We start from the raw sequence: 14,656 nt of genomic DNA on the forward strand, positions 1-14,656 counted from the left end.
ACACCGAGCGCCCCTGAAAGCAAGATGCAACGCCCCTGACGAGCGCGGGGCGTTCGCGCTATACTTGCTCCCATTTTTTGCAAGCCGTGAGCCGACTCCCCATGGAAAAGACCTACCAACCCGAACAGATCGAAACCCGCTGGTACGAACGCTGGGAAGCCGATAACCGCTTCGCCCCGTCTGGCCGCGGCAAGCCCTTCTCGATCATGATTCCGCCGCCCAACGTGACCGGCAGCCTGCACATGGGCCACGCGTTCCAGGACACCATCATGGACACCCTGACGCGCTGGAAACGGATGCAGGGCAACAACACCCTGTGGCAGGTAGGCACCGACCACGCCGGTATCGCCACGCAGATGCTGGTAGAGCGTAAAATTGCCGCCGAAGAAGGCAAAACCCGCCACGACCTCGGCCGCGATGCGTTCATCGATAAAGTGTGGGAGTGGAAGGAAGAGTCCGGTGGCCACATTACCCGCCAGTTGCGCCGCATGGGCGCAAGCGTCGACTGGAGCCGCGAACGCTTCACCATGGACGACGGCTTCTATAAAGCGGTTCAGGAAGTCTTCGTGCGCCTGCACGAAGAGAAGCTAATCTATCGCGGCAAGCGCTTGGTGAACTGGGACCCTACCCTGCACACCGCCATTTCCGACCTGGAAGTGGAAAACAAAGAGCAGCAGGGCAGCTTCTGGCACTTCCGCTACCCGCTGGCCGACGGCGTCAAAACCGACGACGGCAAGGATTACGTGGTGGTCGCCACCACCCGCCCGGAAACCCTGCTGGGCGATACCGGCGTGGCGGTTAACCCGGAAGACCCGCGCTACGCCTCCTTGGTGGGCAAATTCATCGAACTGCCGCTGGTGGGTCGCCGTATTCCTATCGTGGCGGACGAGCACGCCGATATGGAGAAAGGCTCCGGCTGCGTGAAGATCACCCCGGCCCACGACTTTAACGACTACGAAGTTGGCAAGCGCCAGAACCATCTGCTGATCAACGTCTTCACCAAAGATGCGACGATTCTTGAGCAGGCGGAAATTTTCGATCTAAAAGGTCAGCCGCAGCCCGATGAAGATGCCAGCCTGCCGGCCAAATACGCGGGCTTGGATCGTTTCGAAGCGCGCAAACAGATCGTCGCCGATATGGATGCCCTCGGCCTGCTGGTGCAGGTAGAGAGCGTCAACAACACCCTGCCCTACGGCGACCGCTCCGGCGATGTCATTGAGCCGCTGCTCACCGACCAGTGGTTCGTGGCCGTAGAGAGCCTCGCCAAGCCCGCCATCGAAGCGGTGGAGAACGGCGACATTCAGTTCGTGCCAAAGAACTACGAGAACATGTACTTCGCCTGGATGCGTGACCTGCAGGACTGGTGTATTTCTCGCCAGCTGTGGTGGGGCCACCGCATTCCGGCTTGGTATGACGCCGACGGCAATGTTTACGTGGCCAGGAGCGAAGAGGAAGCCCGCGAGAAGCATGGCCTGGGCGCTGACGTCGTGCTAACCCAGGACGAAGACGTGCTGGACACCTGGTTCAGCTCGGGCCTGTGGACATTTGGCACCCTGGGCTGGCCGGAAAAAACCCCGGAGCTGGACACCTTCCACCCCTCCAGCGTACTGGTGACGGGGTTTGACATCATCTTCTTCTGGGTCGCCCGGATGATCATGATGACGCTGAAATTCACTGGCGAAGTGCCCTTCAAAACCGTTTACGTACACGGCCTAGTGCGCGACGGTCAGGGTCAGAAGATGTCCAAATCCAAGGGCAACGTGCTGGACCCTATCGACCTGATCGATGGCATCACGCTGGATGACCTGCTGGAAAAACGCACCGGCAACATGATGCAGCCCCAGAAGGCCAAAGCGATTGCCAAAGCCACCAAAGAGGAATTTAAAGACGGTATCGAAGCCCACGGCACCGATGCGCTGCGCTTTACGTTCCTTTCCCAGGCCACCACCGGGCGCGATATCAAGTTTGATATGAACCGCCTGGACGGTTACCGCAACTTCTGCAACAAGCTGTGGAACGCCTCGCGCTACGTGCTGATGAATGCCGAAGGCGAAGATTGCGGCACCAGTGGCGAAGACGTTGAGCTGTCGCTAGCCGATCGCTGGATTATCTCTCAGCTACAGAAAACCGAGGCGCAGGTCACCAAAGCCATGGACGAGTACCGCTTCGACCACGCCTCCCAAGCGCTGTACGAGTTTGTTTGGAACGAGTACTGCGACTGGTACCTGGAGCTTTCCAAGCCGGTCCTGTGGGACGAAGCGGCCAGTGCCGACGCCAAACGCGGCACCCGCCGCACCTTGGTGCGGGTACTGGAAACTATCCTGCGCTTGGCTCACCCGATGATGCCCTATATCTCTGAAGAGATCTGGCAGCGCGTGGCACCGCTGGCGGGCACCTATGTGGGCGACGGTGCCTCCATCATGCATCAGGCGTGGCCGGAAGCCGACGAGAGCAAGATCGACGAGCAGGCCACCCGCGATATCGAGTGGCTGAAAGGCGTGATCATCGCGGTGCGCAACATCCGCGCCGAGATGAACATCGCCCCCGGTAAGCCGCTGGATGTGCTGTTGACCAAAGGCCAGCCCGAAGACGCCGAACGCCTGGAGCAGAACCGCCGCTTCCTGGCCAAGCTAGCGAAACTGGAAAGCGTGACGTGGCTAGCCAACCCAGAAGACGCCCCGCTTTCAGCCACGCAGCTGGTCGGCGATATGGAAGTCCTGGTGCCCATGGCGGACCTGATCGATAAAGACGCGGAGCTTGCCCGCCTCGCCAAAGAGATCGAGAAGCAGGACAAGCTCATCGGTGGCATTGAGAAGAAGCTTGGCAATGAAGGCTTTATCGCCAAAGCCCCCGACGCCGTGATCGAGAAAGAGCGCGGCAAACTGGCGGAATTCCAGTCCGCCAAAAAGCTGCTCGAAGAGCAGCAGGCGAAGATTGCTGCGATGTAAGTCAGCGCTAACGGCAGTAGTTCAACGGCACCCCCTGGGGTGCCGTTGTCGTTAATGCGCCTCGCAATCCCAGCCGCTGCGCGCAGCGTCATCGTTTTTTATGATGAACCGTGTAAGGTTGGTCATGATTCTGCCACTGAGTGGCAACACCGAAGGTTCAGCCATCGTTAATTCGGCTACCGTTTCTCACACTACGGAATGCGCTATGTCCACACTCTCTGAGGCTCAACTGCAGGCATTAGACACGACCCTGCAGCAAGCGGCGATCGACTACCAATCGCTGTCGCCCATGGCCGATACCGGCCTGGCCCATGACCACGTGTGGATTCACCGCAAGGCAGATGACTGGGTGGCGCGACTGCCCAAGCAGAGCCAGATGAACCTGCCGCCAGCGGAAAACTTGACGTATCAGGCCGCCTGCTACGAACGGGCTAGTCACGGCGGGCACACGCCACGCCTACACGGTGTACTGCCGCCCAGCGAAGCGCTGCCACGCGGCGCGCTGCTGGTCGAGGCGATTCGTGGGCGCTTGGCCGAACTCCCCCAGGACCTGCCTGCCATCGCCGACACCCTCGCCAGCCTGCACCGCCAGCCGCTGCCTCGCCAGCGCCCGCCGCTGCTGGCCCCCAAATCGCCTTGGCAGGCCATGGTGGAGGAGGTGTCTCAGCAGGCCCAGTGGTTGAGCGATGCCCAGCTTCCCAGCGGTATTCACCTGCGTATTCAGCAGGAGCTGGATTTACTGCCCCGCACGCTGGACGACGCCGCTCCTACGCTGATCAGCTTCGATACGCACCCCGGCAACTTTTTAATCACCGACGATGGCCGGGCAGTGCTGGTGGATCTCGAGAAGTGTCGCTATGGCCTACCGGGCATCGATTTGGCCCACACCTCGCTCTACACCTCGACCACCTGGGACCTCAACAGCCAAGCGGTGCTCAGCCTGGAGGAGGTTGTTGGGTTCTATCGCCGCTGGCAGGCTGCGATGGCCACAGCGCCTGAGGTTACGCTGCCCAGTGTCGATACGCTGATTGCTTGCCGACGCGCCACCTGGCTGTGGTCGCTCACCTGGTGTGCCAAGTGGCGCGCTCAGCACCTGCATCGCCAGGATGACGAGCGCCGGGGGGAGGATTGGTCGGCCGAACTGACCGATGCGGTCGTGATTGATCACGTGCGCGACCGTGTCGAGCACTACCTCTCGCTGCCCATTATCGAACACGTCCACAGTGAACTTCAGTGCCTACAAACCGCTCTATAACCAACTGATTTGATGAGGTGTGCGATGAAACCACGCTCTGCTCTGGCCACCGCCGTGGCGCTTGCTCTAGTCACCTTCACCGCCCCTGCGGTCGCCGCCCCCGACCCGCAAGAGTGGGAGAGCGTACTGGACGCCGCCGACGGCCAAACCGTGTACTGGAATGCCTGGGGCGGCGATGCGCGCACCAATCGCTACATTGCCTGGGTCGCAGAACAGATGCAGGAGAGCTATGGCGTTCGCGTGGAGCACGTGAAACTCGACGATACCAGCAGCGCCGTGGCGCGGGTGCTGGGTGAGCAGCAGGCGGGTAACGACAGCGAGGGCAGCATCGACTTGATTTGGATCAACGGCGAAAACTTCGCCGCCATGCACGAGCAAGACCTGCTGTTTGGGCCTTTTGCTGAATCGCTGCCGAACTTCGCCCTCACCTATCCTGACGAGAATCCCGAAGTCGTCACCGACTTCACCCTGCCCACCGAAGGCTACGAGTCCCCTTGGGGCAAAGCGCAAATCACCTTCTACTACGACAGCGCCCAAACCGACACGCCGCCCCAAAGCATTGAGGCGCTACTCGCCTGGGCCAAAGAGCATCCCGGGCAGTTTAGCTATCCGCGTATCCCCGATTTCACCGGCAGCACGTTCCTCAAGCAGGCGCTGATCGAGCTGACCGATCAAGATGAAGCGCTCTACGCGCCGGTCGAAGACGCCGATTTCGAGGAGATCACCGCACCGCTGTGGGCTTACTTGGACGAGCTTCACCCACATTTATGGCGCAGCGGGCGCAGCTTTCCCGAATCCGGCCCTAACCTTCGCACGCTTATGAGCGACGGCGAACTCAGCCTCGCTTTCTCGTTCTACCCCACCGATGCCGCCGTAGCAGTGATGGAGTATGAGCTGCCGGAAAGCGTGCGTAGCTATGTGTTGGAAGGCGGCACCCTGGGCAACGTGCACTTCGTGGCGATTCCCTACAACTCGCCCCATAAAGCGGGCGCGATGGCGCTGGCCAACTTCCTGCTCTCCCCGGAGGCGCAAGCCCAGAAGCAGTCGCTGAGCATGTGGGGCGACCGCAGCGTGTTAGCGATCCAGCAGCTTGAGCCAAGCGACCAAGCGCTCTTCGAGCAGGGCGAGAGCCACCCAGCAGCGCTGCCCGCCGATGCGCTCTCGCAAACCCTCGCCGAACCTCACCCCAGTTGGATGAACGCGCTACAGGATGCTTGGCTTGAGCGTTACGGTGTCAACTAAACGCACGACTCACACCCGCATGCGACTCACTGAACCATGCTGCGGCTAGCGCCTCTTCTGATCATTGCCCTGCTGGTGATTCCCGTCACCGCAGGGCTTGGCATGGTGTTGCTGCCTGCTTTTGGCTACCTGCCGGTACTGGGCAGCGAGCAGGCCAATCTATCCGCTTGGCAAATGCTGTTCGCCCAGCCGGGGCTTGGCCGCTCGGTGGCGGTGAGCTTTGCCAGCGGCTTGGCCAGTACGGCGCTGGCGCTGCTGATCGTCGTGCTGTTTTTAGCTGCCAGCCAAGGCACTTGGCTGGACCGCAGCCTGCGCCGCTTGGTGTCGCCCCTGCTGGCGATTCCCCACGCGGCGGTGGCGTTCGGCTTTGCGTTTTTGATCGCGCCTTCCGGGCTGATGGCGCGATTCATCTCCCCCTGGCTCTCCGGCTGGGAATCGCCTCCCGATGCGCTGATCGTCAACGACCCCTGGGGGCTTGCGCTCACCTTCGGCCTGGTACTCAAAGAAGCCCCGTTTCTCTTATTAATGAGCCTGGCGGCGCTGCCCCAGTTACAGGCGGAACAGCGCCTGCGGCTGGCGCGGTCGCTGGGTTACGCGCCCACGCTTGCCTGGCTCAAAGTGGTGCTTCCTTCGCTCTATCCGCTGATTCGCCTGCCGGTGTATGCGGTCATCGCCTACGCGACCTCCGTGGTGGATATGGCGCTGATACTGGGGCCACGCTTGCCGCCCACCTTGAGCGTCTCGATTCTTGGCTGGTTTAGCGATCCGGACATGACCCACCGTTTTATGGCATCAGCCGCCGCGGTACTGCAACTGGGCGTGACGCTGGCCGCGCTGCTGAGCTGGTGGTTGTTAGAGCAGCTAGCCCGCAGGCTGAGCCAGCGCTGGCTGACCAACGGCGACCGGCAGCGGGGGGAAGCCCTCTTCACCGTAACAGGCCGAGCGGGGCTAACCCTGGCAAGCCTAGCCGCGCTGGCGGCGCTGATCGGGTTAGGGCTTTTCTCGGTGGCCGGGTTTTGGCGTTTTCCTGAGCTGCTGCCGCAGTCGTTTACCGTCGACCACTGGCAGCGCAGCGCCGACATGCTGGCCGGGCCGCTGGTGAATACCGCGCTGGTTGCGCTGCTCGCGACCGGCTTGGCGGCCGTGTTGGTCGTCGCCACTCTTGAAAACGAGCAGCGCCAGCAGATTCACCCTACCCGTTCGCTCTGGCTGCTCTATTTGCCACTGCTGGTGCCGCAAATCGCATTTTTATATGGCTTAGTGGTGGCCGCCGAGCGCCTGGGCATTCGCCCCCAGCTAGCGCTGGTGGTGGCGGGCCACCTGCTGTTCGTGCTGCCGTATGTGTATCTCTCGCTAGCCGAGGCCTACCGCCGCTTAGATCCTCGTTGGCTCTACATTGCACAGTCGCTGGGCGTCTCGCGCCGCCGGGCGTTTTGGCGCGTGCGGCTGCCGCTCCTACTCGCCCCGCTGCTTACCGCCGTGGCGGTGGGTTTGGCGGTCAGTATTGGCCAATATTTACCCACCCAACTATTAGGCGCAGGCAGAGTACCAACAGTGACCACTGAAGCCGTGGCGCTGGCCTCTGGAGGAAACCGCCGCTTAATCGGCGTGTGGGCGCTGGTGCAAGCGGGCCTGCCGCTTGTAGGCTTTATGGCCGCCGTCGCCCTGCCCCGGTGGCTAGGCGCTCCACGCCGCGCCTCTCTCAACGTTCAACGCCAAGGTTAAGACGCCCTGTGGATAAGGAGCCCCGTGAATAACGCTGCCAATGCCCTGGCCCTAGAGCAAGTAAGCATTCACTTATCTGGCCGCCCGCTGCTGCATGTGAACGCCACGGTGGCCCCCGGCGAAGTGCTCACCGTGATGGGCCCCTCGGGTTCCGGCAAATCGACACTGCTGGCCTTTATCGCCGGCTTTTTACAGAGCACGTTCACCGCCCAAGGGCAGGTTCGCCTTGGCGACACCGACGTACTCAGCCTGCCCGCCGAGCAGCGCGGCGTTGGCCTGCTGTTTCAAGACCCGCTGCTGTTTCCCCACTTGAGCGTCGGCGGCAACCTGCGCTTTGGCCTGCCCCATCACAGCCCGCAAAAGAGCGCGCAGATTGCCAAAGCGCTCGATCAGGTAGGGCTTACGGGGTTTGAAGCCCGCGACCCGGCCACGCTCTCTGGCGGGCAGCAGGCTAGGGTAGCGTTGATGCGTTTGCTGCTCTCCCAGCCTCGCGCCGTGCTGCTGGATGAACCTTTCTCCAAACTCGATACGGCGCTGCGCCAAGAGATGCGCACGTTGGTTTTCGGCCAACTGCGGGAGGCGGGCCTGCCTGCCCTGCTCGTTACCCATGACGAAGCCGATGCCACCGCTGCAGGAGGGCCGATCATTGCCCTTGGCTGATCCACACCCCGCGCCTGCGTCCCTGAGCATCATCATTCCCATGCTCAATGAGGCAGCGGGTATTCAGGCAACGCTCACGCGGCTGCAACCGCTGCGCGCCTCAGGCGTTCAACTCCTCGTCGTGGATGGTGGCAGCACCGATGCCAGCGTGGCCCTCGCAGCACCGCTGGCCGATGCGGTACTCAGCAGCGCCCCCGGACGAGCACGGCAAATGAACCTGGGTGCGCAGCACGCCCACGCCCCGGCGCTGCTTTTTTTGCATGCCGATACCCAACTGCCCCCCGGCGAAGAGCAGCGTGCGGTGGTAGATCTACAAAAGGCGCTGGCCCAACACGCTTGGGGGCGATTCGATATTCAGCTCGCGGGGCGAAGCCGTTGGCTGCCGGTGGTCGCGAGCTTGATGAACCTGCGCTCGCGGATTAGCGGTATCGCGACCGGCGACCAAGGCATCTTTGTGCGCCGCGATACGTTTTGCGCGCTGGGCGGCTTTCCCGATCAGCCGCTGATGGAAGACATCGAACTTAGCAAACGCCTGAAGGCGCATTCGCCCCCCGCCTGCCTGCGCCAGAAGGTGATAAGCTCGGGCAGGCGCTGGGACGAGTTCGGCGCTTGGCCCACCATTCGCCTCATGTGGCGGCTACGCTACCGCTACTGGCGCGGTGTCAGCGCCACACAATTGGCTAAGGAGTACCGCGATGCACGTTAAGCCCGCCGCGCCCCACCTGCACCTGCTGGCCAAAGCGCCGCTGCCGGGTCAGGCCAAGACGCGTTTGATCCCCTGCTTGGGCGCAGAGGGCGCCGCCGAAGCCCACGCCGCCATGGTGCGCCACTGTGTTGCCACCGGCTGCGAAGCGCTGGGGGCGGAGAATGTCACGCTGTGGACCTCGTTAGACCACCATCACCCGCTATTTTTAGAGCTTCAGGCCCAACACGGCATTACCTTGGCCGCTCAGCAGCAGGGCGATGTGGGCATGCGTGTTCGTCACGCGCTAAACAGCACCGATGGCCCCGCTATGGTGATGGGCACCGACTGCCCCAGCATTACCAGCGCCATGCTCAAACGCTGCCGAGCGGCCTTGAGCACCTTCGCCGTGGTGATTCTACCGGCTGAGGATGGCGGCTACGGGCTGATTGGCAGCCACCAGGATCATCCAAGCCTGTTTGAAGACATTCCCTGGGGCACCGAACAGGTATTGAGCGTGACGCAAGCGCGCCTGGCGGCGTTGGGCCTGGAAGCCGCCTACCCAGATACCATGTGGGACATCGACCGCCCCGAAGATTGGCAGCGCTGGCAACAGTTGCGTCACGCCAGCGTGTAAGGAAACGTTCCGTTTTCGCACTGAGTACGAACCTCTTTTCCAAGGAGCCTGCCATGAACCGTCAGCGCCTGCTGATTATTGCCCTACTGCTACTGGCCGTGATTGGCTTCTACGTTAGCGGCGCCCATACGTTCTTCACTCTGGATACCCTGCAGGCCTACCGCAGCGATTTTCAGGCAGCGTTCCAGCAGTCGCCCTGGCAGGTGGCGGGCATTTTCTTTACGGTGTATGTGGCGATGGCTGCACTCTCGATGCCCGGCGCGTCGCTGTTAACGCTGCTAGGCGGCGCGCTGTTTGGGTTGGGCTGGGGGCTAGTGATCATCTCGTTTGCCAGCGCCATCGGCGCGACGCTCGCCTTTCTACTCTCCCGCTTTCTGTTTCGTCAGCCCATCGAAAAACGCTTTCCCCGCCAGTTCCATACGGTGAACCGGGGCGTCGAGAAAGATGGCGCGTTTTATCTGTTCACCCTGCGTTTGGTGCCCATTTTCCCGTTTTTCATGATCAACCTGGTGATGGGCCTAACGCGGATTAAAACCACCACGTTTTACTGGGTGAGCCAGCTCGGCATGCTGCCCGGCACGGCGGTTTACGTGAATGCGGGCGGCCAGCTCGGCGAGCTGGAAAGCCTGAGCGGCATTATCTCACCTGGGCTCATCGCCTCGTTTGCGCTGCTGGCGGTGTTTCCTTGGGTGGCCCGGCGCATTGCGCTGATGGTGCAAAAGCGCAACGCCTATAAAGGCTTCAATCGCCCTAGCCGTTTTGACTACGACATCGTGGTGATTGGCGGCGGCTCGGCGGGACTGGTGACCAGCTATATCGCCAGCGCCGTGAAAGCCAAGGTGGCTCTCATCGAAAAGCACAAGATGGGCGGCGACTGCCTTAACACTGGCTGCGTGCCTTCCAAAGCCTTGATTCGGGCTGCCCGCGCGGCCCATGAAATTCACACAGCAGAGCGCTTTGGCGTGAGCGCCAGCGAGCCCAGCGTGGATTTCGCCAAGGTGATGGGGCATGTGCATCAGGCCATCCGCGATATCGAGCCCCACGACAGCGTCGAGCGCTACACCAAGCTCGGTGTAGAGGTGTATCAAGAGCACGCCACCCTGGTGTCACCGTGGGAAATTCGCGTGGGCGATCAAACCCTCACCGCTCGCCATATCGTGCTGGCCACCGGAGCGCGCCCTCGCGTGCCGCCCCTGCCCGGTATCGAGCACGCGCCGCTGCTCACCTCTGAAAACCTCTGGTCGCTCACCGAGCTGCCCAAACGGTTGGTGGTGCTGGGTGGCGGTGCGATTGGCTGCGAACTGAGCCAGAGCTTTGCCCGCTTAGGTAGCCATGTCGTCTTGGTAGAGGGCGCACCGCAATTGCTGGGCCGGGAAGATAATGAAGTTGGCGAGCACGTAGAGCGCACGCTCACTCAAGAGGGCGTGACGGTGATGACCGGCGCGAAAGCGCTGGAGGTAAACCAAGTCGACGGGGAGCATCAGCTTGTTATTGAACACTTGGGTGAGCGCAGCACCTTAGCGTTCGATTACCTGCTGGTGAGCGCGGGCCGTCAGGCCAACGTGGAAGGGTTAGGACTGGAGGCGCTAGGGATTACCACCACCGAAGGCGGCACGCTGGCCCTCAACGAGCGGCTGCAAACGCGCCTGCCCAACATCTGGGCCTGCGGCGACTTAGCGGGCCCCTACCAACTTACCCACGCGGCAGCCCATCAGGCGTGGCACGCCGCCGTGAATGCGCTGTTTGGCGAGCTGAAAAGCTTCGCGGTGGACTACCGCTTTATGCCCGCCGTTACCTATGTTCAGCCGGAAGTAGCGCGAGTGGGTCTCAACGAAAAAGAGGCCACCGCGAAAGGTGTCGCCTTTGAAGTGACCCGCTACGCCATGAGCGAAAGCGACCGCGCCATTGCCGAAGGGGCGCCCGAAGGCTTTATCAAGGTGCTCACCGTGCCCGGCAAAGACAAAATTCTGGGGGCGACGATTGTCGCGGAAAACGCCGGGGAGTGGCTGGGCGAGTTCACCATCGCCATGAAGCATGGCCTGGGGCTGAATAAACTGCTCGGCACCATTCACCCCTACCCCACGCTAGGCGAAGCCGCCAAAGCCACCGCAGGCGTTTGGAAAAACGCCCACAAGCCAGAACGAGTGCTGGCACTATTGAAGCGGTATTTCGATTGGCGACGGGGATGAGATTGACGAGCGCGAGTGGCGCTACCTACAAGTCACTCGCGCTCGGGAAGTACTAGCGAGTCGCCGTACGCCTTGGAGAAGGTTTCCACCACTTCATGGACAATTTTACGCTGAGGCTGCGGCAGCGTCTTATACATTGCGAGAAGATGATGCTCTTCTCTAGTCAGCGAGGTTTCCCACTGCCCCTGCGGCTCCTTAACGGCGTTATCTTCTGCCCCGCCATAACGCAGATAATGGGGCGTGACAGATAACCAACGCGCCAGCACCTGCAGTTTTTCCTGACTTGGAATCGAGTCTCCTCGCAACCAGCGCCTAACGGCCTGGAAGGTGATCGGTTTTCCCCAGTAGCGCAAATTGAATTCACGCTCTAGCACGGAGGGCCGAGTGTCGTACCCCGCCGCTTGCATAGAGGATTTTAAGCGCTCGGCAAACATGATTTTTTCATTCATGCCGCCAATGTGAATCGATTATTCAATAGTTGTTGAATAATGATTTACCTTTTGATTGAATCATTAATTCAATTTTGATGTGAAGTGGCGCTCGGCCTATGGCCAACATGGACGTGCTATCTCGTGTTTTGAGGAGTCATTCAGGATGAGCGAACAGCGTCAACACTTGCTCCATGAGCACGGCGGCCTATACGACTCTCTGATGAAAATCAGCCACGCGCCGTCTCTGACGGCGCTTTTTGAGCAGCTAACATGCGCGCTTCACCGAATGACCCACCAAATGCCCATTGCTATATACCGTCATACCAAGACTATGGAGTTGCGTTTGATACACGTTTTTCCATCCGCATGCTCCCTAAAAGCGCACCCACGTCTTATCTCTATCCGCTCGGTCAGCACATTGTTGGCGTCGGAGCTGCAATATTATGAATTAAAATGTGAAGCAGAGACATGGGGCTACATAGCTCTCCCCCCCTCTTATCACCTCGTCTCATCCCGTTGGAGTCGCTTGGTCATTACGATTGCGGCGCAGCGACTAGGTCTATTAACCATGGAGCAACTGGCTGAGCGCCGAGCAGGCTTAAAACGATACCGCCAACAACTCTCTAGTGACATCAAGCGTTTTTCTGACTTCAAAGACATTGTCCGACATCACGGAGAGCGGCTATGCAAACTGTTCGAATCGCAAGGCATTGCCCTCCTAAGAAAACATCAAATGCACAGTTTTGGTGACTGTCCCTCCGAACGACACATTCTCAATGCTCTTGAAACTCTAACAAGAGGGAATACTAATGATGCGACCGTAGAGCTCGACGGCATGTGCCAAGGCGGCGTAGTAACAAGGCTAGATATCTCATGCGTCACGCCAAGCTGGCTCTTTCTTTTTCGTCACACTCCCCTCTCTCATCTGCCAGAGAACTTCTCGGCCAATGTTGATCCTATGGGTTACTGGTCACCATTGGAAATGGCCACGATGACGGAGTTAGCCGACCATATTGCCATGGCGATTACCGCCATGGACGCCGTTTACTTGAATCAGCAGTTGACGCACAGCAATCAACGCTTGCAAACATTAGCCCGCACCGATCCATTAACCCAGTGTTGGAATCGGCACTACACAGAAATGACACTGAGCCGCCTAATCGATTCGGACGTCTCCCTATCTGTCATACTGTTCGATGTTGACGACTTCAAAAATATCAATGATACGTTCGGCCATTCTGTGGGGGACGACGTCCTGAGGCGTCTAAGCCAAGTTGTCCAAAACACGCTTCGTGAAGAGGATCATCTTGGCCGCTGGGGAGGAGAAGAGTTCCTCATCATCATTCGAGAGACAGATACCGCTGCCAGCTTGCTTCTTGCACAACGTCTTTGCAGTATTGTGTCAACGACACCTTTCAAACTGCCGCTCCCCGTGACGATCAGCATTGGCCTTACGTCGAAGAAGACTGGAGATACAGTGCGTCATTTGGTGGAACGCGCCGATCACGGTATGTACTTGGCCAAGAAAGCTGGCAAAAATCGAGTGACTATCGGTAAATAACAATGCGCTAACAACGTCGTCTCATCGCTCCCTCAAGGAGGCGGACATGCAGCTACTGCTCATCGGCGCGGGTCACGCCCACGCCTTCGTACTGGAGGCGTTTGCTCAACGCCCGGATAAAGCGGTATCGATCACCGTCGTGAGCGACAGCCAACTGGCCGCCTACTCGGGCAGCGTACCTGCGTGGCTCTCTGGGGAGTGCACGCTGCGGGAGACTCAGATGGATATCGCGGCGCTCTGCCAGCGGGCGGGGGCTCTCTTTATTGTTTCTCCAGCCGTGGCGTTCAGCACGAGCGAGCGCCAGGTAACGCTGGCGGATGGCAGTGTGATTGCGTTTGACGTGGCCTCCTTCAACGTCGGCTCGACGCTCGCGTTGCCGAAAGTTATTGCCCCGCAAAGCGATGAGTGTATCGGGGCGAAAAGTATTGAGGTGAGTGCGCTGCCCACGCTGCTGGCCATGCGCCCACTCAGCTCGTTGCACCACCGTTGGCAAGCATTACGCGAAGAGGTGGCCAAACTGCCTGCAGGAGTGCTCCAGAACGTAGTGAGCGTAGGCGGCGGCGCAGCAGGCTGCGAGACGCTGATGAGCGTCCTGGCGCAGCTTCGCCAGCAGCGCCCGGACATTCACTGGCAAGGCGAGCTGATCAGCGCCGCCGAAACGCTGCTGCCCGGCGCTGGCTGGCTGCCCCGCCGGTTAACGGCGCGAGCGCTCACACGTGCGGGCGTGCGCGTCGATACAGGCGTGCGAGGGCACGCCTTGGTACCCGGCGGCGTGCAAACCGACACCGGCAACCACATCGCCGCGGATATCGTGCTCTGGGCGACCGGAGCCGTGGGCCAAACGTGGCTGCAGCAAACGGCGCTGCCGTTGGATGAGCAAGGCTTTATCCCGGTGGAGACGTCACTTGAGGTCATCGGCCAACCGGGCATCTTTGCCGCTGGCGACTGCGCTGCGCTGCGCTCGTCACCGCTGCCTAAGGCAGGCGTTTATGCGGTGCGAATGGGGCCCGTATTGGCAGAGAATTTACGGGCTGCCTGTCACGGCAAACAGCTCACCCCGTGGCAGCCTCCGCGTCGCGTGCTGGCACTGATTGGCACCGGCGACGGTCACGCCATTGCCAGCCGCGGAGCGATTGGCTTTTCGGGGCGCTGGGTATGGCAGTGGAAAAAGCAGATTGATGCGCGCTTTATCGCTCGCTTCAATCCGCCTTTTCATGCGTCGCAAAGAGAGTAAATAGAGCCTGAACCACTGATTCAGCGGTCATTCAGCAGGCCAGGGGTAACCTCAAGCACCCCGCTGTTTTCAGCGACTTGAAAACAGTTCCC

General features: G+C 60.4%; 11 protein-coding genes. 10 read left to right on the forward strand and 1 reads right to left on the reverse strand.

All coding sequences use genetic code 11. The annotated features are described in order from the left end of the window. Positions 1-101 precede the first annotated feature (101 nt). From NH398_RS14385 to NH398_RS14420, 8 genes are all read left to right on the forward strand, one after another. Positions 102-2,948 carry a valine--tRNA ligase gene (locus NH398_RS14385; RefSeq protein WP_253019082.1) on the forward strand — a complete coding sequence of 949 codons (2,847 nt, stop codon included), beginning with the start codon at positions 102-104 and terminating at the stop codon, positions 2,946-2,948. A gap of 205 nt (positions 2,949-3,153) precedes the next feature. After that, positions 3,154-4,203, forward strand: a complete 1,050-nt coding sequence (locus tag NH398_RS14390) for an aminoglycoside phosphotransferase family protein (RefSeq protein WP_253019083.1) — start codon at positions 3,154-3,156, stop codon at positions 4,201-4,203. 24 nt (positions 4,204-4,227) lie between these two features. Next, on the forward strand, positions 4,228-5,445 hold the full coding sequence (locus tag NH398_RS14395) for an ABC transporter substrate-binding protein (protein ID WP_253019084.1): 1,218 nt from the start codon (positions 4,228-4,230) through the stop codon (positions 5,443-5,445). 36 nt (positions 5,446-5,481) lie between these two features. Next, a complete protein-coding gene (locus NH398_RS14400; RefSeq protein WP_253019085.1) occupies positions 5,482-7,170 on the forward strand; it encodes an ABC transporter permease subunit in 1,689 nt (562 codons plus the stop codon). Positions 7,171-7,194: 24 nt separating this feature from the next. After that, the gene (locus NH398_RS14405) at positions 7,195-7,830 is read left to right on the forward strand and encodes an ATP-binding cassette domain-containing protein (protein ID WP_253019086.1); all 636 of its coding nucleotides are present in this window, start codon (positions 7,195-7,197) and stop codon (positions 7,828-7,830) included. Beyond that, positions 7,817-8,536 carry a TIGR04283 family arsenosugar biosynthesis glycosyltransferase gene (locus NH398_RS14410; RefSeq protein WP_290441516.1) on the forward strand — a complete coding sequence of 240 codons (720 nt, stop codon included), beginning with the start codon at positions 7,817-7,819 and terminating at the stop codon, positions 8,534-8,536. Before NH398_RS14405 ends, NH398_RS14410 begins: the two co-directional genes overlap by 14 nt. After that, positions 8,526-9,149, forward strand: a complete 624-nt coding sequence (locus tag NH398_RS14415; RefSeq protein ID WP_253019087.1) for a TIGR04282 family arsenosugar biosynthesis glycosyltransferase — start codon at positions 8,526-8,528, stop codon at positions 9,147-9,149. Before NH398_RS14410 ends, NH398_RS14415 begins: the two co-directional genes overlap by 11 nt. Positions 9,150-9,202: 53 nt before the next feature. Further along, positions 9,203-11,338: a bifunctional TVP38/TMEM64 family protein/FAD-dependent oxidoreductase gene (locus NH398_RS14420; protein WP_253019088.1), complete on the forward strand. Its 2,136-nt coding sequence runs from the start codon at positions 9,203-9,205 to the stop codon at positions 11,336-11,338. A gap of 32 nt (positions 11,339-11,370) precedes the next feature. Here NH398_RS14420 and NH398_RS14425 read toward each other — a convergent pair whose 3' ends face one another. Further along, the gene (locus tag NH398_RS14425; protein ID WP_159341069.1) at positions 11,371-11,787 is read right to left on the reverse strand and encodes a transcriptional regulator; all 417 of its coding nucleotides are present in this window, start codon (positions 11,785-11,787) and stop codon (positions 11,371-11,373) included. Positions 11,788-11,932: 145 nt separating this feature from the next. Between NH398_RS14425 and NH398_RS14430 the strand changes: the two genes are divergently transcribed. After that, positions 11,933-13,330 carry a GGDEF domain-containing protein gene (locus NH398_RS14430; protein WP_253019089.1) on the forward strand — a complete coding sequence of 466 codons (1,398 nt, stop codon included), beginning with the start codon at positions 11,933-11,935 and terminating at the stop codon, positions 13,328-13,330. A 46-nt stretch (positions 13,331-13,376) separates the two neighbouring features. Then, positions 13,377-14,564, forward strand: coding sequence for an FAD-dependent oxidoreductase (locus tag NH398_RS14435; protein ID WP_253019090.1), 1,188 nt, complete (start codon positions 13,377-13,379; stop codon positions 14,562-14,564). Positions 14,565-14,656: the final 92 nt, after the last annotated feature.

It is taken from the genome of Halomonas sp. CnH100-B (genome assembly GCF_024124605.1).
Taxonomy (GTDB): Bacteria; Pseudomonadota; Gammaproteobacteria; order Pseudomonadales; family Halomonadaceae; genus Vreelandella.

Coding starts and splice junctions, on each gene's coding strand:
- NH398_RS14435 (WP_253019090.1), top strand. CDS start 13,377: ATGCAGCTACTGCTCATCGGCGCGGGTCACGCCCACGCCTTCGTACTG.
- NH398_RS14385 (WP_253019082.1), top strand. CDS start 102: ATGGAAAAGACCTACCAACCCGAACAGATCGAAACCCGCTGGTACGAA.
- NH398_RS14395 (WP_253019084.1), top strand. CDS start 4,228: ATGAAACCACGCTCTGCTCTGGCCACCGCCGTGGCGCTTGCTCTAGTC.
- NH398_RS14415 (WP_253019087.1), top strand. CDS start 8,526: ATGCACGTTAAGCCCGCCGCGCCCCACCTGCACCTGCTGGCCAAAGCG.
- NH398_RS14400 (WP_253019085.1), top strand. CDS start 5,482: ATGCTGCGGCTAGCGCCTCTTCTGATCATTGCCCTGCTGGTGATTCCC.
- NH398_RS14420 (WP_253019088.1), top strand. CDS start 9,203: ATGAACCGTCAGCGCCTGCTGATTATTGCCCTACTGCTACTGGCCGTG.
- NH398_RS14425 (WP_159341069.1), bottom strand. CDS start 11,787: ATGAATGAAAAAATCATGTTTGCCGAGCGCTTAAAATCCTCTATGCAA.
- NH398_RS14390 (WP_253019083.1), top strand. CDS start 3,154: ATGTCCACACTCTCTGAGGCTCAACTGCAGGCATTAGACACGACCCTG.
- NH398_RS14430 (WP_253019089.1), top strand. CDS start 11,933: ATGAGCGAACAGCGTCAACACTTGCTCCATGAGCACGGCGGCCTATAC.